The sequence below is a fragment of the Mesorhizobium sp. NFR06 genome (assembly GCF_900115245.1).
In the GTDB taxonomy this organism is placed as follows: Bacteria; Pseudomonadota; Alphaproteobacteria; order Rhizobiales; family Rhizobiaceae; genus Mesorhizobium.
This window is the reverse complement of record NZ_FOVT01000001.1, coordinates 1-25,893: the sequence shown is the minus strand read 5'-3', so window position 1 is coordinate 25,893 and position 25,893 is coordinate 1. Positions and strand designations below refer to the sequence as shown.

Genomic DNA, 25,893 nt, shown 5'->3' with positions numbered 1-25,893 from the left:
ATGCGCGCATAAAGATTTCTTTATATCCCATTGTCGCGTGCCGACCGATCTGCTAGTCAGGCCGGCAATTCGCGCCCTCCATGCGCCGTCCCGGCGCCGGCGCGCTTTTGAGATAAATCACACCGGAGCACTGCCATGACGGGTAGCAAGGACTATGTGGTCGCCGACATCTCGCTTGCCGGCTGGGGCCGCAAGGAGATCGAGATCGCCGAAACCGAAATGCCGGGCCTGATGGCCTGCCGCGAGGAGTTCGGCGCCAAGAAGCCGCTCAAGGATGCGCGCATCACCGGCTCGCTGCATATGACCATCCAGACGGCGGTGCTGATCGAAACGCTGAGGGCGCTGGGCGCCGACATCCGCTGGGCGTCCTGCAACATCTTCTCGACGCAGGACCATGCGGCTGCGGCGATCGCCGAGGCCGGCATCCCGGTCTTCGCCGTCAAGGGCGAGTCGCTGGAGGACTACTGGGATTACACCGACCGCATCTTCCAGTGGACCGACGGCGGCACCTCCAACATGATCCTGGACGATGGAGGCGATGCCACCATGTACATCCTGCTCGGCGCGCGCGCCGAGGCCGGCGAGGACGTCCTGTCCAATCCCGGCAGCGAGGAGGAAGAGATCCTGTTCGCCCAGATCAAGAAGCGCCTGAAGGCCTCGCCCGGTTTCTTCACCAAGCAGCGGGAAGCGATCCGCGGCGTCACCGAGGAGACGACCACCGGCGTCAACCGGCTCTACCAGCTGCAGAAGAAGGGCCTGCTGCCCTTCCCGGCGATCAACGTCAACGACTCCGTCACGAAGTCGAAATTCGACAACAAATATGGCTGCAAGGAATCGTTGGTCGACGGCATCCGCCGCGGCACCGACACCATGATGGCCGGCAAGGTCGCGGTGGTGTGCGGCTATGGCGACGTCGGCAAGGGTTCGTCGGCCTCGCTGCGCGGCGCCGGCGCTCGCGTCAAGGTCACCGAGGTCGACCCGATCTGCGCGCTGCAGGCGGCGATGGACGGCTATGAGGTGGTCACGCTGGAAGACGCAGCGCCCACGGCCGACATCGTCATCACCACCACCGGCAACAAGGATGTCGTCACGCTCGACCATATGCGGGCGATGAAGGACATGGTGATCGTCGGCAATATCGGCCACTTCGACAACGAGATCCAGGTGGCGGCGCTGCGCAACCTGAAATGGACCAACATCAAGCCGCAGGTGGACATGATCACCTTCCCGGACGGCAAGCGGATGATCCTTCTGTCCGAAGGACGCCTGCTCAACCTCGGCAACGCCACCGGACATCCGAGCTTCGTCATGTCGGCCTCGTTCACCAACCAGGTGCTGGCGCAGATCGAACTCTTCAGCAAGCACGGCCAGTACCAGAACCAGGTCTATGTGCTGCCCAAGCACCTCGATGAGAAGGTGGCGCGGCTGCATCTCGACAAGCTCGGCGCCAAGCTTACCGAGCTGTCCGGCGAACAGGCCGCCTATATCGGCGTGACTCCGCAGGGCCCGTACAAGCCTGAACACTACCGCTATTAACCAAAGAGAAATTATCTACCATATATTGAAGCCGGGTGGTTGACTTTCCGCCCGGCTTTATTTTTTGCGCCAATGATTCTTCACGTCGATTCCGGCAAGCGTTATTGTTGTGATTCGCGGTCCGGGGACATGTTGGGCCGGGGACGCATTCAGGGCGGTCTTGCATTCAAGCGGCGAAGAGGACCAAGACATGCCGGGGGATTACCCGCCACGCGCGGGAGCGGCCGTTTCCGGCGGCCATAGGGATTCGATCAAGGCCGGCCCCGCCGTGAAGGGCGGCGGCGTCCGTGCCGGCATGCGGCTCGCCTTGCTTCTTGCCACCTCGGCGCTTGCCAGTCCGTTGCTCGCCCTCGCCGCGCGCGCCGAGACGAACCTCCCGGAAAAAGCCAGCACGTCAGTCAGCACCGTCGAGGTCATGCAGCTCGCCATGTTCGTCGGCGTCATGGGCGCGGCGCTGGTCTCGGCCATCTTCCTGATCCGCGAGCGGGCTCGCACCGCCGCGCAGAACGTGCAGCTCAGAGCCCGCATCGCCGACGTCAACGCGGCGCTGCAGCGCTCCGAGGGGCTGCTCAATCTTCGCGACCAGCGCCTTGTCGTCTGGACCTCGGACAACAAGAAACCCGAGCTCATCGGCAGCCTGCCGCTGGAAAGCGGCGCGCCCGAGGACAGGTCCGCTTTCCTCGCCTTCGGCCGCTGGCTGATGCCGCGCTCGGCGGCGGCATTGGAGCACGCGGTTGCCGCGCTGCGCGAACAGGCGAGGGCATTCGATCTCGTCATCGAGACGCAAGCCGGCGCGCCGCTGGAAGTGCATGGGCGCAAGAGCGCGGCGCACGTGCTGGTGCGCTTCGTCTCGCTGTCGGAGACGCTGCGCAACCAGGCCAGGCTGAAGATCGAGAACCAGCGGCTCAACGCCGCCTACGACACCATGCTGGGCCTGCTCGACGCGCTGAAGATGCCGGCATGGCTGCGCGGGGCGGACGGACGCCTGCAGTGGGTCAACCGCGCCTATGCCGAGGCGGTGGAGGCGGAAAGCGCGGCCACGGCGGTGCGCGAGGCCAAGGAATTCCTTGGCGGCCAGGCGCGCGAGCAGATCGCCGAGCAGCACAAGTCGCGCCCGGTCTTCGAACAGACGCTTTCCACCGTGATCGAAGGCGACCGCCGCATGTTCGCGGTCACCGACTTTGCCGGCGCCGACAGTTCGGCGGGACTTGCCTGCGACACCAGCGCCGCCGAAACGATCCGCGCCGAATATGAACGGACCGTGCGCAGCCATGCCGACACGCTGGACCAGTTGAACACAGCGGTGGCGATCTTCGACACCGAAGAGAAGCTGCGTTTCTTCAACCAGGCCTTCCAGAAGCTTTGGGGTCTCGACAGCGGCTTCCTGCTCAGCGCGCCCTCCAACACGCTGCTGCTCGACCGGCTGCGCAGCGAAGGCAAGATCGCCGAGCAGCCGGAATGGCGGCGCTGGAAGGAAAACCTGCTCAGCGCCTATCGCGCCGTCGAATCGCAGGAGCACTGGTGGCACCTGCCGGACGGCAAGACGATCCGCGTGGTGGCGAACCCGCAGCCGAAAGGCGGCGTCACCTGGGTGTTCGAGAACCTGACCGAGAAGATGGACCTCGAAAGCCGCTACCAGACTGCGGTGCGGGTGCAGGGCGAGACGCTGGACAACCTCGCCGAAGGCGTGGTCGTGTTCGGTCCGGACGGGCGGCTGCGCCTGTCCAATCCGGCCTTCGTCGCGCTGTGGGGACTGACGGTGGAAGCGGTCAAGCCCAATGTCCATGTTTCGGCGATCCGCGATCTGTGCGACAAGCGGGCCGCGAACAGCCCGTGGGGCGGTTTCGTCGCCGCGGTCACCGGCTTCGACGACGAGCGCCGCGACCGCCGCGGCCAGATCGAGCTGATGAACGGCAACGTGCTGAGCTACGCGGTGATCCATTTGCCGAACGGCCAAGTGATGATTACCTTCGTCGACGTCACCGACACCGTCAATGTCGAACGGGCGTTGAAGGACAGGAACGAGGCGCTGGAAAAATCCGACCAGTTGAAGAACGAATTCGTGCAGCACGTGTCCTATGAGCTGCGTTCGCCGCTGACCAACATCATCGGCTTCACCGAGCTGCTGTCGCTGCCCGCGACCGGGCCGCTGACGCCGAAGCAGCGCGAATATGTCGAGCATGTCGGTTCGTCGTCGTCGGTGCTGCTCACCATCGTCAACGATATCCTCGACCTGGCGACGGTCGATGCCGGCATCATGCAGCTCGACATTTCCGAAATGAACATCGAGCGGGCAATCGCCGCGGCGGCCGAACTGGTCGCCGACCGGCTGGACGAGCACCGGATCAAGCTCGAGATCGTTGCGGCGGAGGCGCCGGCGAGCTTCCATGGCGACGAAACCCGCATCCGCCAGATCCTCTACAACCTGCTCAGCAACGCCGCGAACTACGCGCCGGAGGCGAGCACGATCACGCTGACGTGCCGCCGGTTGGCCGACGGGGTCGAGTTCTCGGTGCATGATGACGGCCCGGGCATGCCGCCGGACGTGCTGGAATCGGTGTTCCGCCGCTTCGAGCCGCGCGCCAATGGCGGGCGGCGGCGCGGCGCCGGATTGGGGCTCTCGATCGTCAAGAGCTTCGTCGAATTGCACGGCGGTACCGTGCGCATCGAGACCGGCAAGGACAAGGGCACCACGGTCATCTGCACCTTCCCGGACAAGCCTTCGGGTATCCCGGATACGCCGGCGGGCATCCGCGACGCGGCCGAGTAGCGGCTCTCATGGCAGGGACGGTGCTGGAGCGTTTTCTCGCCGACGAGGCGGCAACGGCAAGGCTCGGCGAGGACCTCGCGATGGCGTTGCGCGCCGGCGATGCGATCGCGCTGAAAGGCGATCTCGGCGCCGGCAAGTCGACGCTGGCGCGCGCGCTGATCCGGGCGCTCGCGGACGATGCCGACCTCGAGGTGCCGAGCCCGACCTTCACCCTGGTGCAAAGCTACGAGACGCGCGTTCCGGTCCACCATTTCGACCTCTACCGGCTGTCCACGCCGGACGAACTCGACGAGCTCGGCCTGGATGATGCGCTAGCACAGGGCGCGGCGCTGGTCGAATGGCCGGAACGGGCTGGAGACCGGCTGCCGGGAACCGCGCTGTGGCTCGATCTTGCCGAACAGGGCGACGGCCGCGTGGCGAGGTTGTCTGGACAGGGGCCGGTCTTCGAGCGCGTTGCGCGATCGCTGGCCATGCGCGATTTCCTGGCCTCAGCCGGATGGGGCCAAGCCAACCGCCGACATTTCGTCGGCGACGCTTCTGCCCGTTCCTATGAGATCGTCTCGCTACCCGGCCAGGCGCCGCGCGTGCTGATGAACTCGCCACGGCTCGTGCTCGGGCCGCCGGTGCGCGACGGCAAGCCCTATGCGGTGATCGCGCATACGGCCCAGTCCGTCACCGCCTTCGTCGCCATCGACCGTGCGCTGCTCGCCGCCGGCGTCAGCGTGCCGGTCATCCATGCCCAGGATCTCGACCAGGGCTTTCTGCTCATCGAACATCTCGGCACGGAGGGTTTTCTCGGCCATGACGGCCAGCCCGTCGCCGAACGCTACGAAGCGGCGGCCGAGCTGCTGGCGATGATGCACGGCAAAGCCTGGCCCGGACGCATGGAAGCCGCACCCGGGGTGTTTCACGACGTGCCGCCTTTCGATCGCGACGCCATGCAGATCGAGGCCGATCTGTTGGTCGACTGGTATGTGCCATGGATCACCGGCGACCCTCCCACCGACGAATTGCGGGCGGGTTATCACCGGGTATGGGACGAACTTCTCGATCGCCTGGCAGGCAGCGAATACACGCTGATGCTGCGCGATTTCCACTCGCCCAACATCATCTGGCGCGCGGAGCGGTTCGGCCTCGACCGGCTCGGCATCGTCGACGTCCAGGACGCGCTGATCGGGCCGGCAGCCTATGACGTCGCCTCTCTGGCCATGGATGCGCGCGTCACCGTCTCGCCCGAGATCGAGCGGCGGACGGTCGCGGCCTATGTCGCGGCGCGGCGTGCCGCCGGCGCCTTCGACGAGGCCGGTTTCGCCGAGGCCTATGCGATCATGGCGGCGCAGCGCAATTCGAAGATCCTCGGCATCTTCGTGCGGCTCGAAAAGCGCGACGGCAAGCCTTACTATCTCAAGCACCTGCCGCGCATCCGCGACTATCTGAGACGGGCGCTGGCGCATCCGGCGCTTGGCAGCCTGAAGGAATTTTACATGGCCCACGGCCTGCTCGAGGAGCGCTCGCCATGAAGCCGACGACCGCGATGGTACTGGCGGCCGGGCTTGGCAAGCGCATGCGGCCGATCACCGACACCATGCCGAAGCCGCTGGTGAAGGTCGCCGGCAGGACCTTGCTGGACTGGGCGCTGGACAGCCTGGAGGCCGCCGGGGTCGCCAAGGCCGTCGTCAACGTGCATTACCTGCCCGAACAGATCGTCGCCCATGTCGCCGGCCGCCAAGCGCCCAAGATCGTCATCTCCGACGAGCGCGAGGCCCTGTTGGAATCGGCCGGAGGCATCGTCAAGGCGCTGCCGCTTTTGGGCAGCGAGCCCTTCTATATCATCAACGCCGACACGTTTTGGATCGACAAGGGTGAGCCCAGCCTCGCGCGCCTTGCCCTTGCATGGGACGCCGCCAGAATGGATATTCTGCTGATGCTTACCGATCTCGACTCAGCGACCGGGCACTGCGTCGGCACCGATTTCCTGGTGGCGCCGGATGGCGCGCTCCAGCGCTCGAAAGGCGATCCGAAGGGGCTGATCTATGCCGGTGCGGCGATCATCCATCCGCGCGTCTTCAGGCAAGCGCCCACAGGCTCGCATTCGCTCAATCTCTATTTTGACAAGGCGATCGCCACCGGGCGCCTGTTCGGCATGAAGATGCACGGCCGCTGGATCACCGTCGGCACGCCGGACGCCATTCCCTTGGCTGAAGCGGCGGTCGCCGGCGCATTAGCGAAAGCGATATGAGCGGCTCGCGCCGCGTCTTTTCCATCCCGCCCGGAGCGCCGTTCCTGCCGACGCTGGCGGAAGCGTTGCTCGACGGCCGTCTGATCCCTGGCTTCCGCTTCGACGGCGACCCGCTGGCGCTCGCCGACGTCGCCATCTACGTGCCGACGCGACGTGCGGCGCGCGCGCTGCGCGGGGCTTTCGTCGACAGGCTCGGCCGACGCTCGGCCATCTTGCCGACGGTGCGGCCACTCGGCGAGTTCGACGAGGACGAGGCGGCCTTCGACGCCGAGGCGACGCCCGCGATCGAGCTTGCCCCCCCGATCGCCGCGCAGGAGCGGCTGCTGGCGCTGGCGCCACTGGTGCGCGCCTGGAAGGAAAGCCTGCCGGACCATATCAGGGCTCGGTTCAACGAGGAATTCGTCGTGCCGACCTCGGCCGCCGATGCCATCTGGCTGGCGCGCGATCTCGCCCGGCTGATGGACGAGATCGAGACCGAGGGCACGGATTGGGCGAAGCTTGCGACGCTGGTCACCGGCAACCTTGCCGGCTGGTGGCAGGTGACGCTTGATTTCCTCGGCATCGTCACCGACAACTGGCCGGCGCTGCTTGAAGAACGCAACCGCTCCAATCCGGCCGCGCATCGGAGCGCGCTGATCCGCCTGGAAGCCGCGCGGCTGAAGCGCAATCCGCCGGCCGGACCGGTGATCGCCGCGGGCTCGACCGGCTCCATTCCCGCCACCGCCGAACTGCTTGCCGTGATCGCCGGCCTGCCCAACGGCGCCGTCGTGCTGCCCGGTCTCGACCGCGCGCTGGATGACGCATCCTTCGCGGCGATAACGGCGCCCGGCGCGCGTCCGGCAACGCTCGGCCACCCGCAATACGGCCTGGCCAAGCTGATCGGTGGCATCGGCGTTCCACGCCACGACGTCGCCGATATCGTCGCGGCGCCGCCGCCGCTTGCGCTGCGCGCGGCCCTTGTCGGAGAAGCGTTGCGCCCGGCCGAAACCACCGAGTATTGGACCGAGACGCGGCCACGCTTCACGGCAGGCGATGTCGAACAGGCGCTTGCCGGCGTGACGCTGGTGGAAGCGGCGAATGAGCGCGACGAGGCGGCGGCAATCGCCATTGCGCTGAAGCGCGCGGTCGAGACGCCGGGCAGGCGCGCCGCGCTCGTCACCGGCGACCGCGCGCTGGCGCGGCGGGTTTCAGCCGAGCTTCTGCGTTTTGGGGTCGTCGCCGACGATTCCGGCGGCATGCCGCTCACCAGTACGCCGGCCGCCGGCCTGCTCCGGCTGGCGCTGAGCGCCGCGTTCCGGCCCGGCGACCCGGTTGGCCTGCTCGCATTGCTCAAACATCCGCTGCTTGGGCTCGGTCTGGAACGCCGCACGGTGCGCAAGGCGGCCGAACTTGTCGAGCTGGTCGCCTTGCGTGGCGGCACCGGCCGGCCCGATGTCGCATCACTCAGCGAACTGTTCGACGCGCGGCTCTCCAGCCTCGGCAGCGAAAGCCGCCCGCCTTTCTGGGTGCCGCGTCTCACCGTGCGCGGCATCGAAGAGGCGCGGGACGTGCTCAGCCGCCTCAACAATGCGCTCTCGCCTCTGACCGCGATGCGCCAGGAGAAAGACGCCGACATCGCGACGCTGACGCGCGCCAGTGTGGTTGCGCTGGAGGATCTCGGCCGCGCGGCCGATGGCAGCCTGGGGGACCTCTATGCCGGCGATGCCGGCGAGAAACTCGCCGAACTCATGAGAGGGCTGGTGGCCGCGTCCTCGTCTTTCACCTTCGCCGCGAGCGAATGGCCCGACGTGATGGAGGCGCTGGTCGCGCCGGAGACGGTGAAACCGGCGCAAGGCACCGACCGCAACATCGCGATCTGGGGCGCGCTGGAAGCCCGGCTGCAAAACGTCGACACGCTCGTCATCGGCGGACTCAATGAAGGGGTTTGGCCGCGCAAGCCCGAGAGCGACCGCTTCATGTCGCGGCTGATGAAGACCGGCATCGACCTCGAGCCACCGGAGCGGCGCATCGGCCTCGCAGCGCATGATTTCCAGATGGCGATGGGCGCGAGCGAAGTGGTGCTGACGCGTTCGGCACGCTCCGGCGATGCGCCGGCCGTGCCTTCGCGCTGGCTGCAGCGCATCCTGACCTTCATCGGCAAGGATCCGACGGCGGCAATTAGCCGGCGCGGCGAAGCGCTGCTTGCCTGGGTGCGGGCCCTCGATGCCGGCGAGAAAGAGGACTTCGCGGCGCGTCCGCAGCCAAAACCGCCGCTCAGCATGCGCCCGCAGCATTTTTCGGTCACCGAGATCGAGACGCTGCGCCGCGACCCCTACGCGGTCTATGCGCGGCGCATCCTTGGCTTGATGCCGCTCGACCCGCTGATCCGCGATCCGGGGGCGGCCGAACGCGGCACGCTGTTCCATGAAATCCTGCACCTGTTCTCGCGACGGGTGGAGGATCCGAGAGCGGCAGACGCGCTGGCGCGCCTCATCGAAGCCGGCCGTGCTTGCTTTGCCGACGCAAGGCTTCCGCCGGATATCGAGGCGGTGTGGTGGCCGCGTTTCGAAAAGCTCGCCGACAACGTCATCGAATGGGAGCATGGCCGCGCCGACGCCGTCGCCAGGCGTTATGCCGAGGAGCGCGCCGAGAAGACGCTCGTCGGCCGCACCGGCGTGACGCTCTCCGGCTATGCCGACCGCGTCGACCTGCTTGCCGGCGGCATGGCCGACATCCTCGATTACAAGACCGGGTCCTCGCCCTCGAAGGCGCAGGCGCACACGCTTTTGTCGCCGCAACTGGCATTGGAAGGGGCCTTGCTCAGGCGCGGCGCCTTCAAGGAACTCGGCATTCGCGAGCCCTCGCAGCTTGCCTTCGTGCGGCTGAAGCCGAATGGCGAGGTGTTCGAGGAATCGATCCTCGAATACAACCGCAAGCCGCGCACCGCCAACGACCTTTCCGAGGAGGCCTGGGCACGGCTGGAGCGGCTGCTCTTCCACTATGCCGATCCCGCGACCGGTTATCTGTCGCGCGCGCTGCCTTTCCGCGAGGGCGAAGCCGACGGCGACTACGACCATCTGGCGCGCGTGCTCGAATGGTCGGCCGGCGGCGCCAGCGAAGACGAGACGGAAGGATGAGATATCCGATCCCCTCCGAGACCGCCGCCAGCCAGGCGCGCGCCTCCGACCCGCAAAACTCCGCCTGGGTCTCGGCCAATGCCGGCTCGGGCAAGACGCATGTGCTGGCACAACGCGTCATCCGGCTTCTGCTCAACGGCACCGACCCCTCGAAGATCCTGTGCCTGACCTATACCCGCGCCGCCGCCGCAAACATGTCGAACCGGGTTTTTTCCACCCTGTCGGAATGGACCGCCCTGTCCGATGCCGAACTCGCGACACGGATCGCGGCGCTCGATGGCCGCGGTGCCGACAAGGACACCATGCGGCGCGCGCGCCGATTGTTCGCCGAGGCGCTGGAGACGCCGGGCGGGCTGAAGATCCAGACCATCCATGCCTTCTGCGAATCGGTGCTGCACCAGTTCCCGCTCGAAGCCAACATCCCGGCGCATTTCGAGATGCTCGATCCGCAGATGGAGGCCTCGCTGTTCGCCGATGCCCGCCGCGACATGATCTCGGGTGCTGGCGCCGATGTGGAAGGGCTGGCGGAAGCCTTTGCCACAGTGCTGGAGCGCGGCGGCGAGTTCGGGCTCGACTCGCTGCTATCCGAAATCGTCGGCAAACGGGACGAACTGCGCGTTTTCGTCGCCAAGCTCGGCAAGGACCGTGACTTCCGGCCGCTGTTCGCTGAATTCGGTTTCAGGCCCGGACAGGCGGCTGAAGAGATCGCGGCTTCCATCTGGCCGCTGCCCGGCTTTGCACCCGGCCAGTTCGCGGAATTCGCGCATGCCGCCGAAGCAACCGAGGCGCGGCAGGTGCTGAACAACGTCATCCCCTATGCAAGGGGTGCATTCGCCGAAGCCGACCCGATCCGCCGGCTGCGGCTCTTGGCAAAGGCCTTTCTCAAGGCCGACGGCAATCCCTACGAGCCGCCCAAAATATTCAAGAAGGCGCTGGTCGACCGGTTGCCCGATTTGCCGGACCGCTATCTGGCAGCCGCCAAGGCAATCCTCGACGTATCCGACCAGCTGGCGCTGTTCCGCATGCTCGAAGGGACAGCCGCGGCACTCACCGTCGCCGGCTGGCTGATCGCGCGCTATGAGCGACTGAAGCGCGGGCGGGGTTTCCTCGACTTCAACGATCTCATCACCCGCACCGTCAGCCTTTTGTCGCGGCCGGATGCCGGCCCGTGGGTGCAGTACAAACTCGACCAGGGCATCGACCATATCCTGCTCGACGAGGCGCAGGACACCAGCCCCGCCCAATGGGAGGTGGTGAAGAAGCTGACCGAGGAGTTCTTTGCCGGGCTCGGCCAGCGCGAGGCGGTCAAGCGAACGGTCTTTGCCGTCGGCGACGAGAAACAGTCGATCTATTCCTTTCAAGGAGCCGCGCCGGATTCCTTTGCCGAAAGCCGGCTTTTGTTTGCCGGACGCGTGCGCGACGCGGAAGCTGCCTTCGCCAATTTGAAGCTAACCTGGTCGTTCCGTTCGAGCGACGACGTGCTTGCCGCGGTCGACCGCGTCTTCGCCGATCCGGGCGTCAGGCGCGACATCAGCCATGACCCCGATCCCTTGAGTCACAAGGCGATCCGCAACGATGCTCCGGGCTATGTCGAGGTATGGCCTTCGATCGGCGCCGAGATGGTCGAGGAACCAGACGACTGGACCCTGCCGGTCAACCATGCCAGCGCGCCGGCCGTGCGGGTGGCCGAGCATGTGGCCACGACCATCCAGAACTGGCTGCGCAACGGCGAGGTTATCGAAGGCAAGGGCCGCAGGCTGACGGCGGGCGACATCCTGGTCCTGGTGCGCAAGCGCGACCGTTTCGTCCATGCGCTGTCGCGAAGCCTGAAGAACCGGCAAATCCCGGTCGCCGGCGCCGACAGGCTGAGCCTGCCCGGGCACATTGCCGTGCAGGACCTGATCGCGCTTGGACATTTCCTCATCCAACCTCAGGACGATCTTTCCCTGGCCGCGGTGTTGCGCAGCCCGATCTTCGGTGTTTCCGAGGAGACGTTGCTGGCGCTGGCTGGTGAAAGACCGAAGGGTGGGTCGCTGATAGCCTCGCTGAGAGAGCATGCGGCCAGCGACGAAGCCCTGGCCGCCGTCGTTAGCCGCCTCGATGCCTGGGCCAACGAGGTCGCCTTCAAGCCGGTGTTCGAGTTCTACGCCGCGGCACTGGCGCGCGACGGGCTGCGCCGCAAGATGACGGCGCGGCTCGGGCCTGAAGCCGGCGACATCCTCGACGAGTTCCTGAGTTTTTGCCTGGCCGAGGAACGGACCGGTCTGCCGGGGCTGGAATCCTTCCTGTCGACGCTGGAAAACGCCGGTCCCGAAATCAAGCGCGAGATGGACCAGACGCGCGACGAGGTGCGGGTCATGACCGTGCACGCCGCCAAGGGCCTGGAGGCGCCGGTGGTCTTCCTGGTCGATGGCGGCTCGGCGCCGTTCAGCGACCAGCATCTGCCGCGGCTGATGCCGTTCGAGAGCTCCGGCAAGCAGTGGAGAGGCAAGGGCTATCTGTGGCGCTCGGCCAGCGATGTCGCCAACGGCGTTTCGCGGGCGGCTTCGGCCCGGGCGCGCGAACTGGCGGACGACGAATACCGGCGGCTGCTTTATGTCGGCATGACGCGCGCCGAGGACCGGCTGGTCGTCTGCGGCTATCACGGCAAGCGCCAGCCCAGCACCGGCACCTGGCATTCGATCGTCAGCCGGGCACTGCTGGGTGCGCCGGAAAGCGCGGAGCGCCGGCATCCGGCGATGGCGGAGGCGATCGTGCACCGCTTCCATATGACAAAACTGCCGCCCGTGGCGCTTGCGGAGTGCGAGGCCGAGCGTTCGATCGAGCATCTCGCGCCGCTGCCTGAAAGCCTGTTCCGGCCGCTGCCGCCCTATGAGGATCTGCCGCGACCGCTTTCGCCTTCCGGCGCCTCGGCGCTGATCGATGAAGCGAAAGAGGCCGTCCCCGACATGCGCTCGCCGGTGCTCGACGCCGCCGCCGAGCCCGGCTTTGCGGTGGTGCGCGGCCTGGCGCTGCACAAATTGCTGCAGTTGCTGCCCGGCATTGCAGAGACGGAAAGGCGGAGCGCGGCTGAGCGTTACCTGGCCCGCGCCGGATCCGATTGGCCGGAACCCGAACGCGGCAAGGCGGTGGAAGCCGTGCTCTCCATCCTGTCCGACAGCCACTTCAACGGGCTCTTCTCGTCATTCTCGCGGGCGGAGGTCGCCGTGATGGGCAACCTCGAGGTGAAAGGCAAGCTGCGCTCGATCTCCGGCAAGATCGACCGGCTGGCCGTCACGCCGGAAAAGGTGTCGATCGTCGACTACAAGACCAACCGGCCGGCGCCGGCGAGCCTGGCGGACGTGCCGCCAGCCTATATCCTGCAGCTTGCGCTTTACCGCGCGCTGCTTCAGCCGCTTTATCCGGGCCGCGCGGTGACGGCTGCGCTGCTGTTCACCGAGGCACCGCGGCTAATCGAACTGCCCGGCCCGGCCATGGACGACGCCCTTGCCCGACTCACGGGAGCGTGACACAAGAACTGCTTGAACATCGCCACCACAACCACCACATTTGGCGCAACCCCGAGTTTTCGAAAGGATTTCAGCATGGCCACCGTCAAGGTCGACAAGGGCAATTTCCAGGCCGATGTGCTCAACGCCAAGGAGCCGGTTGTGGTAGATTTCTGGGCGGAGTGGTGCGGTCCCTGCAAGATGATCGGCCCGTCTCTCGAAGAGATTGCCAACGAGCTCGGCGCGAAAGTGAAGGTCGCCAAGCTCAACATCGACGAGAACCCCGAGTTGGCCGCGCAGTACGGCGTGCGTTCGATCCCGACGCTGATGATCTTCAAGGGTGGCGAAGTCGCCGACATGAAGATTGGCGCGGCGCCGAAGACGGCGCTGTCGCACTGGATCAACGGCAGCCTCGCCTGAGCCAATCCAAAGATTCGAGAAACGAGCCCGGCCATCGCGCCGGGCTTTTTCTTTGGCGCCATGGCTGGATACGCTCTGGCCCTGACGCCGAGGCCATCCATCTCTTTTGCTGTCGAGGACAAGGGAGAGCCCGAATGACCGGAACAGCCAAGGCCACAGTTCACGTCGACAATGAGCGCGTCATCGTCACCGAATACCGTTTCGCCCCCGGCGCCAACACCGGCTGGCACCGACACGGCCACGACTATGTCGTCGTGCCGCTGATGGACGGCAAGGTGAAGCTGATGACCAAGGACGGCGAATCCTTCGCCGAGATGAAGCAAGGCGCGCCCTATTTCCGCAAGGAAGGCGTCGAGCACGACGTCATCAACGCCAATGACGGCGAATATGCCTTCATCGAGATCGAGTTGAAATGATGGCAAGCCATCACCTGCCATCTTAATGGCAAGAGACGAACGGCATCTATCATCCGTGACAACGGAGGTTTCAAATGGCTGAGCCGAAGCTCTCGGACCGCAGTGCAAAAGCACGGGACCTGCTCATCGGCTCGCGCGTCGCGAGAACCGGTTTTCGGACGATATCATGCTCTATGTCTTGATTTAGAGCCGCCGATTAGGATCCGCAGCGCCGGGCCGTCCCGGCTGTCCGGTCACCAGTCGGCGATGCGATCGCCGCCGGCAAATTGGGCGCTTTTGGCCGTGTATTCGAACAGCTCGATCTTCACGCCATCAGGATCGCTGATCCAGGCCTGGAAAGTGTCGTCGCAGGCGAGCTTCTTCGGCGTCACCGCGACGCCCTTCGAGCGGATATGAGCGATGGCCGCCTCGATATCGTCCACCTCCAGGCAGAAGTGGTTGATCTGGTTGGCCTCGCTGTAGCTGGCCTCGCTCTTCTCGAAGACTTCGACATGGCTGCGGCCGCCGCAATCGAGGTAGAAGCCGAAAATCATCGCGCAGGAAATTGAACCGTGTGTCCATGCCAAGCACGTCGCGGTAGAAGCCGCGCGTCGCTTCGAGGTCATGCGCGAAGATGCAGACATGGGCGAGTTGCTTGACCTTGATCACGAGCGGCTCCTTCGGCCCCCGCCGAAAAGGTTTTCAGGTCGGTGGCGTGCCGTTTTCGGCGAGCACGGCGCCGGCGAAATAGAGCGAACCGCCGATCAGGATGCGCGGCGCCGGCCCGTCCCAGCTGTCGCGCAAAAGCATCAGCGCGCTGGCGACGGAGCTGACCGGCTCGGCCGACAGACCAGCCTCTTCGGCACGCAATGCAAGCTCGTCGTTCGGCACGCCGGCATCGCTGTTGCTTACCGGCACGGTATAGACATGACGGACGAGGCCCTTGAAGGCACTGAAATAGCCTGTCTGGTCCTTGGTGTTGATCATGCCGGAGATCAGGATCAGCGGCTTCGGGTTCTTTTCCTCCTGCTCGGCCAGTGCCTCGGCAATGACCACGCCGGCGCCCGGATTGTGGCCGCCGTCCAGCCAGATCTCGGCGCCCTTCGGCGCCAGGTCCACCAGCTTGCCCTGCGTCAACTTCTGCATGCGTGCCGGCCAGGCGACATGGGTCATCGCCCGCTCGGCAGCGCGATGGCCGATCTCGAAACCGGCCGCCTTGACGGCGGCGATCGCCGCCGCGGCATTGGCGAACTGGTGGCGCCCGGGCAGGCGCGGCGACGGCAGATCCATCAACCCGTCCTCGTCCTGATAGACCATGCGGCCGTTTTCCTCGAAGGCGAGGAAATCCTGGCCATAAACCACGGTCGGGCAATCCAGCCGTTCGGCCGTCTCGATGAGCACCTGAAGCGCTGTCTCGCTTTCCTGGGCGCCGATCACCACCGGGCAACCGCGCTTCATGATGCCGGCCTTCTCCGCGGCGATCAGTTCGACGCGATCGCCGAGATAGGCTTCATGGTCCATCGATATCGGCATGATCACCGACACGGCCGGCCGATCGATAACGTTGGTGGCGTCGAAGCGGCCGCCGAGGCCTACCTCGATGATCGCTGCCTCCGCCGGGTGCTCCGAAAACAGGATGAAGGTGACGGCGGTAAGGATCTCGAAGACGGTGATCTTCTGGCCTTTATTGGCCTCCGCCACGCGCGCTATGGCCTCGGCAAAAACGTCGTCATCGACGAGCTTGCCGCCGCCTTCCGCCGCCAGCCGGTAGCGCTCGTGCCAGTTCACCAGATGCGGCGAGGTGTGGACGTGGACGAGGTGGCCGACCGCCTCCAGCAGCGCGCGCGCGAAGGCGGCGCAGGAGCCTTTGCCGTTGGTGCCGGCGATGTGGATGACCGGCGGCAGCCGGTCTTGCGGATTGCCGAGGCGTTCGAGCAGGCGCGCGATGCGGTCCAGCGAAAGGTCGAAGCCCTTCGGATGCAGCATCATCAAATGTTCGATTTCGCGGTCGGCGGCGAGCGTCGTCATGATGGAACCCTAGAGCATGATGCCGAAAAGTGTGAAGCGGTTTTCGGACGACATCATGCTCTATCTCTTTGATTTGGAGTCGGATTCAGATTCAGGTCGACTCGACCTGAAATCATCCGGCTCTAGCGCGGGACCCTGGATCCGGGAATCGGGTTCAAAAGGCCATGCGCAAATCAGAAGCTACAGCACGCAAGACGAGGTGCAAATCGCGGGTCGCGGCGAACGATGTCGCGTCAGGCCGATGTCGTGTCAGGCTTGCGGCCGTGCCTCTGCGTTGATCACCGCCGGCGGGAAAACCTCCTGCTCGACCGGCTTCTCGGCTTCCGGCATCTTGAGCAGCATCTTGAGCAGCCGCGCGATGGTCGGGCGCATCTCCAGCCGCGAAACCACCATGTCGACCATGCCGTGCTCCATCAGGTACTCGGCGCGCTGGAAACCGTCCGGCAGCTTTTCGCGGATGGTCTGCTCAATGACGCGCGGGCCGGCAAAGCCGATCAGGGCGCCCGGTTCGGCGATGTGGACGTCGCCCAGCATGGCGTAGGAGGCGGTGACGCCGCCGGTGGTCGGGTTGGTGAGCACGACGATATAGGGCAGACCGGCTTCCTTCAGCCGGTCGACGCCGACAGTGGTGCGCGGCAATTGCATCAGGGAAAGGATCCCTTCCTGCATGCGGGCGCCGCCGGAGGCGGCAAACAGGATCAATGGCCGCTTACGCTGCAGCGCAACTTCGAAGGCGTGCACGATGGCATCGCCCGCGGCCATGCCGAGCGAGCCGCCCATGAAGGCGAAGTCCTGCACGGTGACCACGACCGGCAGGCCCTCGATCGTGCCGATGGCATTGAGGATCGCATCCTCCAGGCCGGTCTTGGCCTTCGCCTCTTTCAGGCGATCGGTGTAGCGCTTCTCGTCGCGGAATTTCAGCGGGTCCTGGACGACCTTGGGGTTTTCGAGCTGCTCGTATTTGCCGTCGTCGAAGAAATAGCGCAGCCGCTCCTTGGCCGAGATCTTCATGTGATGGCCGGAAGCCGGGATGACGAACTGGTTGGATTCAAGATCCTTGTGAAAGATCATCTCGCCGGTCTCGGGATCCTTGATCCAGAGGTTTTCCGGCATGTCGGTGCGCCGGCCGAGCATGGAATTGATCTTCGGGCGGACGTAATTGGTGATCCAGTTCATGGCTTCGGCTCCTGTCCCGGAAGATAGGCTTCGCGCAATTCCAGGAAAAGTGTGTGGCGGTTTTTCCGGCTGGAATTGTTCGAGCACAAATAGTCAGACTATTCGGTGGCAGCAAGGCGGGCCGAGCGGACGCCCTGCGCAAGGCCGCTGACCAAGGTGGCAACCGCTTCGGCCGGATCGGCGGTCTTCTCGCCCTTGGGCCCCAGCACATTGGCGATCGCGTTGACGATCGCCGTGCCGACCACGACACCGTCGGCCGAGGCGCCGATGACACGCGCCTGCTCGGCGGTCTTGACGCCGAAGCCGACGCAAACCGGCAGCGCGGTATGGCCCTTGATGCGCCTGACCGCCGCCGAGACCTTGGCGGTGTCGGCAAGCGCCGAGCCGGTGATGCCGGTCATCGAGACGTAGTAGACGAAGCCGGAGGTGTTTTCCAAAACCTTGGGCAGGCGCTTGTCGTCGGTGGTCGGCGTCGCCAGGCGGATGAAATTGACGCCGGCATTCAGCGCCGGAATGCAAAGCTCCTCATCCATCTCCGGCGGCAGGTCGACGACGATCAGCCCGTCGATACCGCTTGCCTTTGCGTCGGCGAGGAAACGGTCGACGCCGTAGATGTAGATCGGATTGTAGTAGCCCATCAGCACGATCGGCGTCTCGTCGTCGCTTGCGCGGAATTCGGACGCCATCTTCAGTGTCCTGGCCAGCGTCTGGCCGCCTTTCAGCGCCCTGAGGCCCGCTGCCTGGATGGCCGGACCGTCGGCCATCGGGTCGGAGAACGGCATGCCTAGCTCGATGATGTCGGAGCCTGCGATCGGCAGCCCCTTCATGATGGACAAAGCGGTGTCGTAGTCCGGGTCGCCGCCCATGATATAGGTGACCAGGGCCGGGCGGCCCTCGGACTTCAGCTTCGCCATGCGGCGGTCGATGCGGGTCGTCATTGTCAGATCTCCATGCCCAGCATCTTGGCCACCGTGTGCACGTCCTTGTCGCCGCGGCCGGACAAATTGACGATGACGATCTGGTCCTTGTCCATCGAAGGCGCGATCTTCATCGCATGGGCGATGGCGTGCGCGGATTCCAGCGCCGGAATGATGCCTTCGACACGGGTGGTGAGCTGGAAGGCCTCCAGCGCCTCGTCGTCGAGGATCGGCACATATTCGACGCGGCCCGAATCGCGCAGCCAGGAATGCTCGGGGCCGACGCCCGGATAATCGAGGCCGGCCGAGATCGAATGGCCGTCGAGGATCTGGCCGTCGGCGTTCTGCAACAGATAGGTGCGGTTGCCATGCAGCACGCCCGGCTTGCCGGCGTTCATCGAGGCGCAGTGCTCGACGCCGTCAAGGCCACGCCCGCCGGCCTCGATGCCGATGATGCGGACCTGGCTGTCGTCGAGGAAGGGATGGAAGAGGCCGATGGCGTTGGAGCCGCCGCCGACCGCGGCGATGATGACGTCGGGCAGGCGGCCTTCCTGCTCCAGCATCTGGGCGCGCGCTTCCGTGCCGATCACCGACTGAAAGTCGCGCACCAGCTCCGGATAGGGGTGCGGTCCGGCGGCGGTGCCGATCAGGTAATAGGTATCCTCGACGTTGGTGACCCAATCACGCAGGGCTTCGTTCATGGCGTCCTTCAGCGTGCCGTGGCCGGCGGTGACCGGCCGCACCTCTGCGCCCAGCAGCTTCATGCGAAAGACGTTGGGGCTCTGGCGGGCGACGTCGGTGGCGCCCATGTAGACGACGCATGGATAGCCGAAACGCGCGGCTACGGTTGCGGCGGCGACGCCGTGCTGGCCGGCCCCGGTCTCGGCGATGATCCGCTTCTTGCCCATGCGCTTGGCGAGGAGGATCTGGCCAAGACAGTTGTTGATCTTGTGCGAGCCGGTGTGGTTGAGGTCCTCGCGCTTGAAATAGACCTTGGCACCGCCCCCGAGGCCTTTCGCCGAGGAAACCTCACGAAGATGCTTCGTCAGGCCTTCGGCGAAATAGAGCTTCGACGGCCGTCCGGCATAGTGGGTCGACAGGTTCTGCAGCTCGGCCTTGAACTCCGGATCGGTCTTGGCCTTGTTCCACTGCTCTTCGAGGTCGAGGATCAGCGGCATCAGCGTCTCGGCGACGAAACGGCCGCCGAAAATGCCGAACATGCCCTGCTCGTCGGGGCCGGTGCGGAAGGAATTGGGCATAGCCGGCTTGTTCATCGCCGATCTCCTTGACTTATGAGCATGCCCTTGCCGGAAAAGCGGTCCCGCTATTCCGGGACATGCTCGGGTTTGAAAGGCTCCTCAGGCGGCGCGGTCGTCGCGCGCGGCCCTGACGGCCCGGAAAAACTGCTCGATCAGCGCCGGATCCTTGACGCCCGGAGCACTCTCCACCCCCGACGAAACGTCTATTCCGGGCGGATTGGCCAGTCTCAAGGCATCGCCGATATTGACGGCATTGAGCCCACCGGAAAGCATGTAATCGACGCCGGCGTCAAGGCCGGCAAGGATGCGCCAGTCGAAGGCGACGCCGTTGCCGCCGGGCAATTGCGATCCCTTGGGCGGCTTGGAATCCAGAAGGAAGCGATCGGCGACGCCGACGAAGGGTTTCATGCGATCGAGATCCGCCGCTTCGCTGATCGGCAGCGCCTTCATGACCGGCAGGCCGTAGCGCGCCTTGATCTCCGCCACGCGCTCAGGCGTTTCCGACCCATGCAATTGCAGCATATCCGGCTGCATGCCGGCAACGATTTCGCCCAGAAACGCATCATCGGCGTCGACCGTCACGGCCACGGCCTTGGCCTTGCCGGCTGCCGCCTGGCGCAATCGGCCGGCTCCGGCCGGCTCGACATAGCGCGGGCTTTTGGCAAAGAAGATAAAGCCGACATGGCTGGCGCCACCGGCAAGGGCGGCGGCCATCGCGGCGTCGGTCTTCAATCCGCAGATCTTGATGTCGAGCGTCATGGCGCGGGCTTGGCACGAAACGGCCGAAGAGTCGAGAAAAAGCATGCTGTTGCCATGAGCATGGGAAGCGCTACGTTCATAAAAGATTAGGGCGGGAGAACAGCATGGCCGACCAGACCGTCGTCGAACTCAGGCAGAAGATCGCGCAGGCGCGCGAGGTGATCGCGCATCTGATGGACAAGGCCGCCTTCAACGGGGCGGAAGCGCACAGGGCGCTGGAGTATTTCGGCAGCGATGCCTTTGACCGGAATTTTCTACCCTGGCCGCATCATGGCGGCGAGGGGTTGAAACCGGAGGAGCTCAACGCCGCGAATGATGATTGAGCGGTGTTCGTGATACGAGGCGACCGTAATTTCGTCATCCTAGGGCGGAGCGACGCGCAGCGGAGCGCAGACCCTAGGATGACGACGCCGAGGTGGCTCGGCCAATCTCCAGCGTCGACGGGCTAGCGGTGGCTAGCCGCAATCGCGCAACACCTCCGCCTACTCGAACACGATCGCCTGCAGCGCGCCGCCGTTGCGCTTCAGCCAGTCCTTGCAGCGGTCGGTGTCGGGACAAAGCTTTTCGCACAGCTTCCAGAATTTCGGGCCGTGGTTCATCTCCTTCAGATGCGCGACCTCATGCGCCACCAGGTAATTGATCACCGGCGGCGGCGCCATCATGATGCGCCACGAGAAGGAGAGATTGCCCTCCGAGGTGCATGACCCCCAGCGGCTGGAGGTATCCTTATACCTTATCGCCTTGGCGCGCTTGCCGATCGCCTCGGTGTGCTTGACCACCAGCTTCTCGATCTCCTTCTTGGCCTCGCGCTTGAGGTAATCGGCGATGCGGCGCGGCAGGTGGATGCGCTCGCCATGGACGACCAGGAGCGGGCCGCGCTCGTCGCGCGAGACGGTGACGGTGCCGCGCTTCGAAGGCTCGTGGACGATGCGGTGCGGCACGCCCCGGATGGGAACTTTTATGCCGGGCCGCACCTGCGGCCTCGTCGGCACCTTGGCCAGGCGCTGCTCCAGCCAGTCCTGGTGGCGGTCGAGGAACTTCTCCACCTCGCCGCGGCGCAGGCCCGGCGGCACGGTTACCCGCAGGCCCTGGCCGCCGGAATCGATGCGCAGCGTGAGCCGCCTGGCCCTCACGCTTTCGACGATTTTCAGCGGCAGCGTGCGGCCGGCGACGCAATGTTCACGCTCCACGACAGGCGTGGGCTTTGGCTTGGTCAGATTGCGAAAGAAGCCGAGGGTCATGGCTGGACGATACGCGATTCGAGAAAAACGACCAGTGGAGGGAAGTCACAGAGAGAACAAAAAAGAAACGGCGTCGCTGGACGCGACGCCGCACATCGTGCCGAGACCTGTCGCGCGGTCTCAGTCGTCGAGAAGATTCGAGCCCTTGCCGCGCTTCGGCGCGGGCTTGTCGGTCGAGCCGGAGGTGGTCGGCGCGGTCGACTTGTTGCGATTTGCCATGAAGCGGTCGAACTCTTCCTGATCCTTGGCGCGGCGCAGCTCACGGGCGTAGTCGTCGAACTCGGTCAGCATCTCGTCGAGCTTGCGGCGCTCTTCGGCGAGGCGCTCGAGTTCCTTCTCGCGCCAGTCGTCGAAAGCGACGTTGCCGGTGCGGGCCGAGCCGTGGCCCCAGCGGGCGGCCTTGTCCGAGCCGCGGCGGCAGCCGGCGAAGATACCATCGGTGGCGCGGTTGACGTCGCGCTTGAAGCCCTCGAGCCGGTCGCCCCAGATGATGTAGGCGAGCATGGCGAGGCCGAGCGGCCAGAACACCATGAAGCCGATGACCATCAGCGCGATTGTGGCCGGCGTCCAGGCCGGACGGATCAATGCACTTGTGTTCATTTTCTCCCAATCCTTCCATTGGAGACAGCCAAACCGGCTGCGTGGAATCGAAATGGGAAGGCGAAATCGGCGATTCAAGGCAAGTCCGGCCAAAACCGGCGAAGCGTCTGAAATGATTATCGCTTTTTGAGCTTTTCCAGGAAAAGAACCGCCATCCCGGCGACAAGGCCCCAAAACGCGGCGCCGACGCCGAAGAGCGTAAGCCCCGAAGCCGTCACGGCGAAGGTGACGGTGGCCGGCATGCGTTCGGCCTCGTCCTTGAGCGCGATCGACAGCGCGTTGGCCAAAGGCGCCGTCAGCGCCAGCCCGGCGACCAGCACGATCAGGCTCTGCGGCAGGACGGCGAAGATCGCCACCAGCGAGGCGCCGAAGATGGCGAAGATCAGATAGGCGAGCGCATAGAATGGCCCGGTCTTCCAGCGCTCGGCCGGGTCGGGATGGACATCGGGGCCGGTGCAGATCGCGGCCGAGATCGCCGCCAGGTTGGTTGTCGCGGCGCCGAACGGGGCCGAAAGCAGCGAAAACAGGCCGGTGACGCCGATGAGCGGACCGGGGTCCGGATGGTAGCCGGCGGCGCGCAGCACGGCGAGACCGGAGAGGTTCTGCGAGGCCATGGTGACGAGATAGAGAGGCAAGGCCAGGCCGACGATCGCCGAGGCGGTGAACTGCGGCATGATCAAGGTGAGCGAAGACAGCTCCGGCGCCGGCAGGCCGCCGACGCGACCGGTGAGGAAGGCGGCAAGCCCGCCGCCGATCAGGACGACCAGCACCGAAAGCGCCGGATTGAACAGCCGGATGGCGAAGAAGGCGCCGATCAGCGGCAAGATCAGCCAGGGATCGGACGGAATGGCCTTCACCGCGTTCACGGCGAAGCTGACCAGGATGCCGGCCAGCATCCCGGACGCGACCGAGGCCGGGATCTTTGCGATCAGCCGGGTCAGCGGTCCGAACAGGCCGGTGGCAATGAGCAGGATGCCGGTGACGATGAAGGCGCCAACCGCCTGCGGCATCGTAAAGCCGCTGGAGGCCGCGACCAGCGCCAGACCAGGCGTCGACCAGGCGGTGATGACCGGCTTCTTCGTGCGCCAGGACAGCCACAGGCATTCGATCGCCATGGCCATGCAGATCGCGGTCACGCCGCTTGCCGTCTCGATCTGCGTCGCGCCGACCGCCTTGGCGGCGGCAATGACGATGGCAAGCGTGCCGCCGAAGCCGACGATCGCCGCGACGAAGGCGGATATCGGGATCGAGACGCGCATTCTCAGGCGGCCCGCCTGACCATGTCGCCCACGGTTCGCTTCAGCATGTCGAGATCCTCGGGACGGGACAGGCGATGGTCTCCGTCGGGAATCAGCGACAGCGTCACGTCGTCGACCGGCAGCATCGCGGCCAGCTTCAACGCATGGCCGGACGGCACGTCGGGGTCGGCCAGGCCCTGCAGGATGTGCACCGGACAATGGGTATCGATCGGCCCGGTCATCACCCGGTTGACGCGGCCGTCCTCGATCAGCGCGCGCGTGTAGACATAAGGCTCGTCCGCGTAATCGGACGGCTCGGCGAAGAAGCCTTTTTCCTTGAGATCGCGCCGCTGCGCGTCAGTCAGCACCGGCTCGATCAGTTCGACGGTGAAATCGGGCGCCGGCGCCAGCAGCACCAGGCCGGCGACGCGATCCTCGCCGGCCTTGCGCAGCTCCTGCGCCATGCGCAGCGCAATCCACGCTCCCATCGAGGAACCGACCAGGATCTGCTTGCCCTGGCTGAAACGCCGAAAGACGGCGAGGCTCTGCGCAAGCCATTTCGAGATGGTGCCGTCGGCGAATTCGCCGCCCGACTCGCCATGGCCGGAATAGTCGTGGCGCAGATAGGCGCGGCCCTCGCCGCCGGCCCAGGCGGCGAGGGCCTCAGCCTTCGCGCCCAGCATGTCGGACTTGTAGCCGCCGAGCCAGACTAAGCCGGGCGTTGTGCCGGCCGATTGCCTGACGGCGATGCTCGACCCATCCACATCGATGAAAACCGGAGCGCTGGTGGCCATGATCCTGTCCCTTCCGCCCGGTCTTTTGGCACAGGCCATGGTTCAACGAAAAGTGCTCGCGGCATTTCTTTGCTTGGTGCAGACAATTGCCAGGCAGCAGGTGATTTTGCAGCGCGGCTATGCTATTGACTCCGGCCGCGCGCTCACCACATAGGCGCGTCCACCTGTTTGACTCTACAGAAACCCTGAACGAAACGGCCGAGGAGACCACGACCATTCGCAGACCTTTCAAAGCAGCGGCACCCACCAAGGACGGGCCGCGCTCCAACCGAGACATCCGGGTTCCCCGGGTCCAGCTCATCGACGCCGAAGGCCAGAACCGCGGCGATGTTTCCATAAACGACGCATTGCTGCTCGCCGAAGAGGCCGGACTCGACCTCGTCGAGATATCGCCCAATGCGGTGCCCCCCGTCGTGAAAATCCTCGATCTCGGCAAGCTGAAATACGCCAACCAGAAGAAGGCGGCCGAAGCGCGCAAGAACCAGAAGGTCATCGAGATCAAGGAGATCAAGATGCGCCCGAACATCGACAGCCATGACTACGAGACCAAGATGAAGGCCGTGCGGCGCTTCTTCGAGGAAGGCGACAAGGTCAAGCTGACGCTGCGCTTCCGCGGCCGCGAGATGGCGCATATGGAACTCGGCATGCAGCTTTTGAACAAGGTGCGCGAGGAAGTGGCGACCATCGCCAAGGTCGAGGCCGAGCCCAAGCTCGAAGGCCGCCAGATGATGATGGTTCTGGCGCCGCGCTAAATACCGCCAAAATCATCGTGCAAGGCGTCCCGACGATCGGCGGGGCGCCTGTTTTCTATCCGATCGCCCAAATCGACGATCGGCTTTGCCGATCGCGACAAACCGACGATCGAGTTCCTCGGTCGCGAGCAAATCGACGATCGGGTTTTCGTGATGACCGATGAAGTGAAGTCTCCGCCTGCCGGGCAAACGGAAGGTCTTGGCGGCTACCAGCAGATGCGCCGGATCGTGCTGGCCGTGCTGATCGTGGTGCTGTTTGCCGCGCTTCTGTTCGGCCAGTCTTCCTTTCCGCCGGACACGCCCATGCACGAGTCGATCGAGATGTTCGGCGTGCTTTTGATCTTTCTCGGCGTGGTCGGGCGATTGTGGTCGACGCTTTATATCGGCGGGCGCAAATCCTCCGAAGTGGTCACCGGCGGGCCTTATTCGATCACTCGCAACCCGCTTTATCTATTCTCCACCGTGGCTGCCGCCGGCGTCGGCGCGCAGATCGGCTCGTTTTCAGGCATCATTCTCTTCGCGCTGCTGTGCGCCGGCGCCTTCCACATCGTCATCCTGCGCGAGGAGCGCTACCTGAAGGAAGCACTCGGCGCGCCTTACCAGGCCTATCTCGCAAAGGTGCCGCGCTTCTTTCCCAATCTGACGCTCTACCAGGAGGGCGACACCGGCAGCTTCAGGCCGCGTCTCTTGTTGAGCACGCTGCTCGACGGGCTGGTTTTCCTGGTGGCCCTGCCGGCTTTCGAGCTGATCGACGGCGCCCAGCAGTCGGGGATGCTGCCGGTGTGGTTCACGCTGCCCTGATCGGGGACAGAGCGTCGCACGGCTTGAGGTGTGTCGGTAGCTAATCAAGTTGTCCGGTTTGGTAGCACATCATTTGTCCGCTTCAGTTTGCGTCGAAGCGGTTCACGCAGCTCTGCCGATTTGACGGCAGTTCTGGATTGGGGTGCCATCGGAGCTATATGCCGCAATGCGACGCGGCCCGTGGAAGATTGCGAACGTGCCATCAGGATATTGCCTGATCTTGACCGTGGCTTTGACGAAGTGATGTCGGATCGGACTTTGCGGCAGCTGCAATCTGAGCCGCGCGAAGGCGACTGTGTTGTCGCGAGCGACGACGCGCTCTTCCTGGAGGCACAGGATCTCGGCCAGCGCCGCCGGATCGGCG

Annotated in this window: 23 protein-coding genes and 1 pseudogene; 13 read left to right on the top strand and 11 right to left on the bottom strand. The window is 65.2% G+C overall.

The genetic code is table 11. The features are described 5' to 3' along the window. The first annotated feature begins 135 nt into the window (after nt 1-135). From ahcY to F3H96_RS00075, 8 genes are all read left to right on the top strand, one after another. Nucleotides 136-1,536: an adenosylhomocysteinase gene (gene ahcY / locus F3H96_RS00110; RefSeq protein ID WP_149789914.1), complete on the top strand. Its 1,401-nt coding sequence runs from the start codon at nt 136-138 to the stop codon at nt 1,534-1,536. A gap of 190 nt (nt 1,537-1,726) precedes the next feature. Continuing rightward, complete coding sequence (locus F3H96_RS00105; RefSeq protein ID WP_149789913.1) at nt 1,727-4,306, top strand: PAS domain-containing sensor histidine kinase; 2,580 nt, start codon at nt 1,727-1,729, stop codon at nt 4,304-4,306. An 8-nt stretch (nt 4,307-4,314) separates the two neighbouring features. Beyond that, nucleotides 4,315-5,826 (top strand): tRNA (adenosine(37)-N6)-threonylcarbamoyltransferase complex ATPase subunit type 1 TsaE, encoded by a 1,512-nt coding sequence (gene tsaE, locus F3H96_RS00100; protein WP_149789912.1) that lies wholly within the window; start codon nt 4,315-4,317, stop codon nt 5,824-5,826. After that, on the top strand, nt 5,823-6,545 hold the full coding sequence (locus F3H96_RS00095) for a nucleotidyltransferase family protein (protein ID WP_149789911.1): 723 nt from the start codon (nt 5,823-5,825) through the stop codon (nt 6,543-6,545). The genes tsaE and F3H96_RS00095 overlap by 4 nt, the downstream gene beginning before the upstream one ends. Then, nucleotides 6,542-9,661 (top strand): double-strand break repair protein AddB, encoded by a 3,120-nt coding sequence (addB, locus tag F3H96_RS00090; protein WP_149789910.1) that lies wholly within the window; start codon nt 6,542-6,544, stop codon nt 9,659-9,661. Before F3H96_RS00095 ends, addB begins: the two co-directional genes overlap by 4 nt. Next, nucleotides 9,658-13,170 (top strand): double-strand break repair helicase AddA, encoded by a 3,513-nt coding sequence (gene addA, locus F3H96_RS00085; RefSeq protein WP_149789909.1) that lies wholly within the window; start codon nt 9,658-9,660, stop codon nt 13,168-13,170. The genes addB and addA overlap by 4 nt, the downstream gene beginning before the upstream one ends. A 75-nt stretch (nt 13,171-13,245) precedes the next feature. Continuing rightward, entirely contained in the window at nt 13,246-13,569 is a 324-nt protein-coding gene (trxA, locus tag F3H96_RS00080) for a thioredoxin (protein ID WP_149789908.1), read from the top strand. A 134-nt stretch (nt 13,570-13,703) separates the two neighbouring features. Then, nucleotides 13,704-13,985, top strand: a complete 282-nt coding sequence (locus F3H96_RS00075) for a cupin domain-containing protein (protein ID WP_149789907.1) — start codon at nt 13,704-13,706, stop codon at nt 13,983-13,985. Nucleotides 13,986-14,218: 233 nt separating this feature from the next. Here the strand turns inward: F3H96_RS00075 and F3H96_RS00070 are convergent, their stop codons facing one another. The 7 genes and pseudogenes from F3H96_RS00070 to F3H96_RS00045 all read right to left on the bottom strand — a co-directional run bounded on the left by F3H96_RS00070 (nt 14,219) and on the right by F3H96_RS00045 (nt 20,103). Then, nucleotides 14,219-14,551 (bottom strand): VOC family protein, encoded by a 333-nt coding sequence (locus tag F3H96_RS00070; RefSeq protein ID WP_244619864.1) that lies wholly within the window; start codon nt 14,549-14,551, stop codon nt 14,219-14,221. A 17-nt stretch (nt 14,552-14,568) separates the two neighbouring features. Further along, nucleotides 14,569-14,633, bottom strand: a pseudogene (locus tag F3H96_RS31595) (VOC family protein); the annotation flags it as partial. Nucleotides 14,634-14,666: 33 nt separating this feature from the next. After that, complete coding sequence (locus F3H96_RS00065) at nt 14,667-15,992, bottom strand: folylpolyglutamate synthase/dihydrofolate synthase family protein (RefSeq protein WP_149789906.1); 1,326 nt, start codon at nt 15,990-15,992, stop codon at nt 14,667-14,669. Between the two features lie 249 nt (nt 15,993-16,241). Continuing rightward, nucleotides 16,242-17,168: an acetyl-CoA carboxylase, carboxyltransferase subunit beta gene (gene accD / locus F3H96_RS00060; RefSeq protein WP_149789905.1), complete on the bottom strand. Its 927-nt coding sequence runs from the start codon at nt 17,166-17,168 to the stop codon at nt 16,242-16,244. Nucleotides 17,169-17,266: 98 nt separating this feature from the next. After that, nucleotides 17,267-18,106 carry a tryptophan synthase subunit alpha gene (gene trpA / locus F3H96_RS00055; protein WP_149789904.1) on the bottom strand — a complete coding sequence of 280 codons (840 nt, stop codon included), beginning with the start codon at nt 18,104-18,106 and terminating at the stop codon, nt 17,267-17,269. 2 nt (nt 18,107-18,108) lie between these two features. Next, entirely contained in the window at nt 18,109-19,359 is a 1,251-nt protein-coding gene (gene trpB / locus F3H96_RS00050) for a tryptophan synthase subunit beta (protein ID WP_149789903.1), read from the bottom strand. Between the two features lie 84 nt (nt 19,360-19,443). Beyond that, on the bottom strand, nt 19,444-20,103 hold the full coding sequence (locus tag F3H96_RS00045) for a phosphoribosylanthranilate isomerase (protein WP_149790620.1): 660 nt from the start codon (nt 20,101-20,103) through the stop codon (nt 19,444-19,446). 104 nt (nt 20,104-20,207) lie between these two features. On the opposite strand from F3H96_RS00045, the gene F3H96_RS00040 reads away from it, so the two are divergent. Beyond that, nucleotides 20,208-20,426: a hypothetical protein gene (locus F3H96_RS00040; RefSeq protein WP_149789902.1), complete on the top strand. Its 219-nt coding sequence runs from the start codon at nt 20,208-20,210 to the stop codon at nt 20,424-20,426. Between the two features lie 159 nt (nt 20,427-20,585). Here the strand turns inward: F3H96_RS00040 and F3H96_RS00035 are convergent, their stop codons facing one another. The 4 genes from F3H96_RS00035 to F3H96_RS00020 all read right to left on the bottom strand — a co-directional run bounded on the left by F3H96_RS00035 (nt 20,586) and on the right by F3H96_RS00020 (nt 23,976). Further along, nucleotides 20,586-21,344 carry a M48 family metallopeptidase gene (locus F3H96_RS00035; protein ID WP_149789901.1) on the bottom strand — a complete coding sequence of 253 codons (759 nt, stop codon included), beginning with the start codon at nt 21,342-21,344 and terminating at the stop codon, nt 20,586-20,588. Nucleotides 21,345-21,464: 120 nt separating this feature from the next. Then, a complete protein-coding gene (locus F3H96_RS00030; RefSeq protein ID WP_149789900.1) occupies nt 21,465-21,944 on the bottom strand; it encodes a DUF2852 domain-containing protein in 480 nt (159 codons plus the stop codon). A 116-nt stretch (nt 21,945-22,060) separates the two neighbouring features. After that, nucleotides 22,061-23,203: a benzoate/H(+) symporter BenE family transporter gene (locus F3H96_RS00025; RefSeq protein WP_149789899.1), complete on the bottom strand. Its 1,143-nt coding sequence runs from the start codon at nt 23,201-23,203 to the stop codon at nt 22,061-22,063. A gap of 2 nt (nt 23,204-23,205) precedes the next feature. Beyond that, nucleotides 23,206-23,976 (bottom strand): alpha/beta hydrolase, encoded by a 771-nt coding sequence (locus F3H96_RS00020; RefSeq protein ID WP_149789898.1) that lies wholly within the window; start codon nt 23,974-23,976, stop codon nt 23,206-23,208. Here F3H96_RS00020 and F3H96_RS30395 point away from each other — a divergent pair. The 4 genes from F3H96_RS30395 to F3H96_RS30870 form a co-directional block, all read left to right on the top strand. After that, complete coding sequence (locus F3H96_RS30395) at nt 23,969-24,130, top strand: hypothetical protein (protein WP_188131246.1); 162 nt, start codon at nt 23,969-23,971, stop codon at nt 24,128-24,130. The two genes, F3H96_RS00020 and F3H96_RS30395, sit on opposite strands and share 8 nt — an antisense overlap. Nucleotides 24,131-24,191: 61 nt before the next feature. Continuing rightward, nucleotides 24,192-24,728, top strand: a complete 537-nt coding sequence (infC, locus tag F3H96_RS00015; protein ID WP_010912915.1) for a translation initiation factor IF-3 — start codon at nt 24,192-24,194, stop codon at nt 24,726-24,728. Nucleotides 24,729-24,881: 153 nt separating this feature from the next. Then, nucleotides 24,882-25,529, top strand: a complete 648-nt coding sequence (locus F3H96_RS00010) for an isoprenylcysteine carboxylmethyltransferase family protein (RefSeq protein ID WP_149789897.1) — start codon at nt 24,882-24,884, stop codon at nt 25,527-25,529. 120 nt (nt 25,530-25,649) lie between these two features. Then, nucleotides 25,650-25,893: hypothetical protein (locus F3H96_RS30870; protein ID WP_210248142.1), on the top strand; the 244-nt coding region annotated here is incomplete at its 3' end.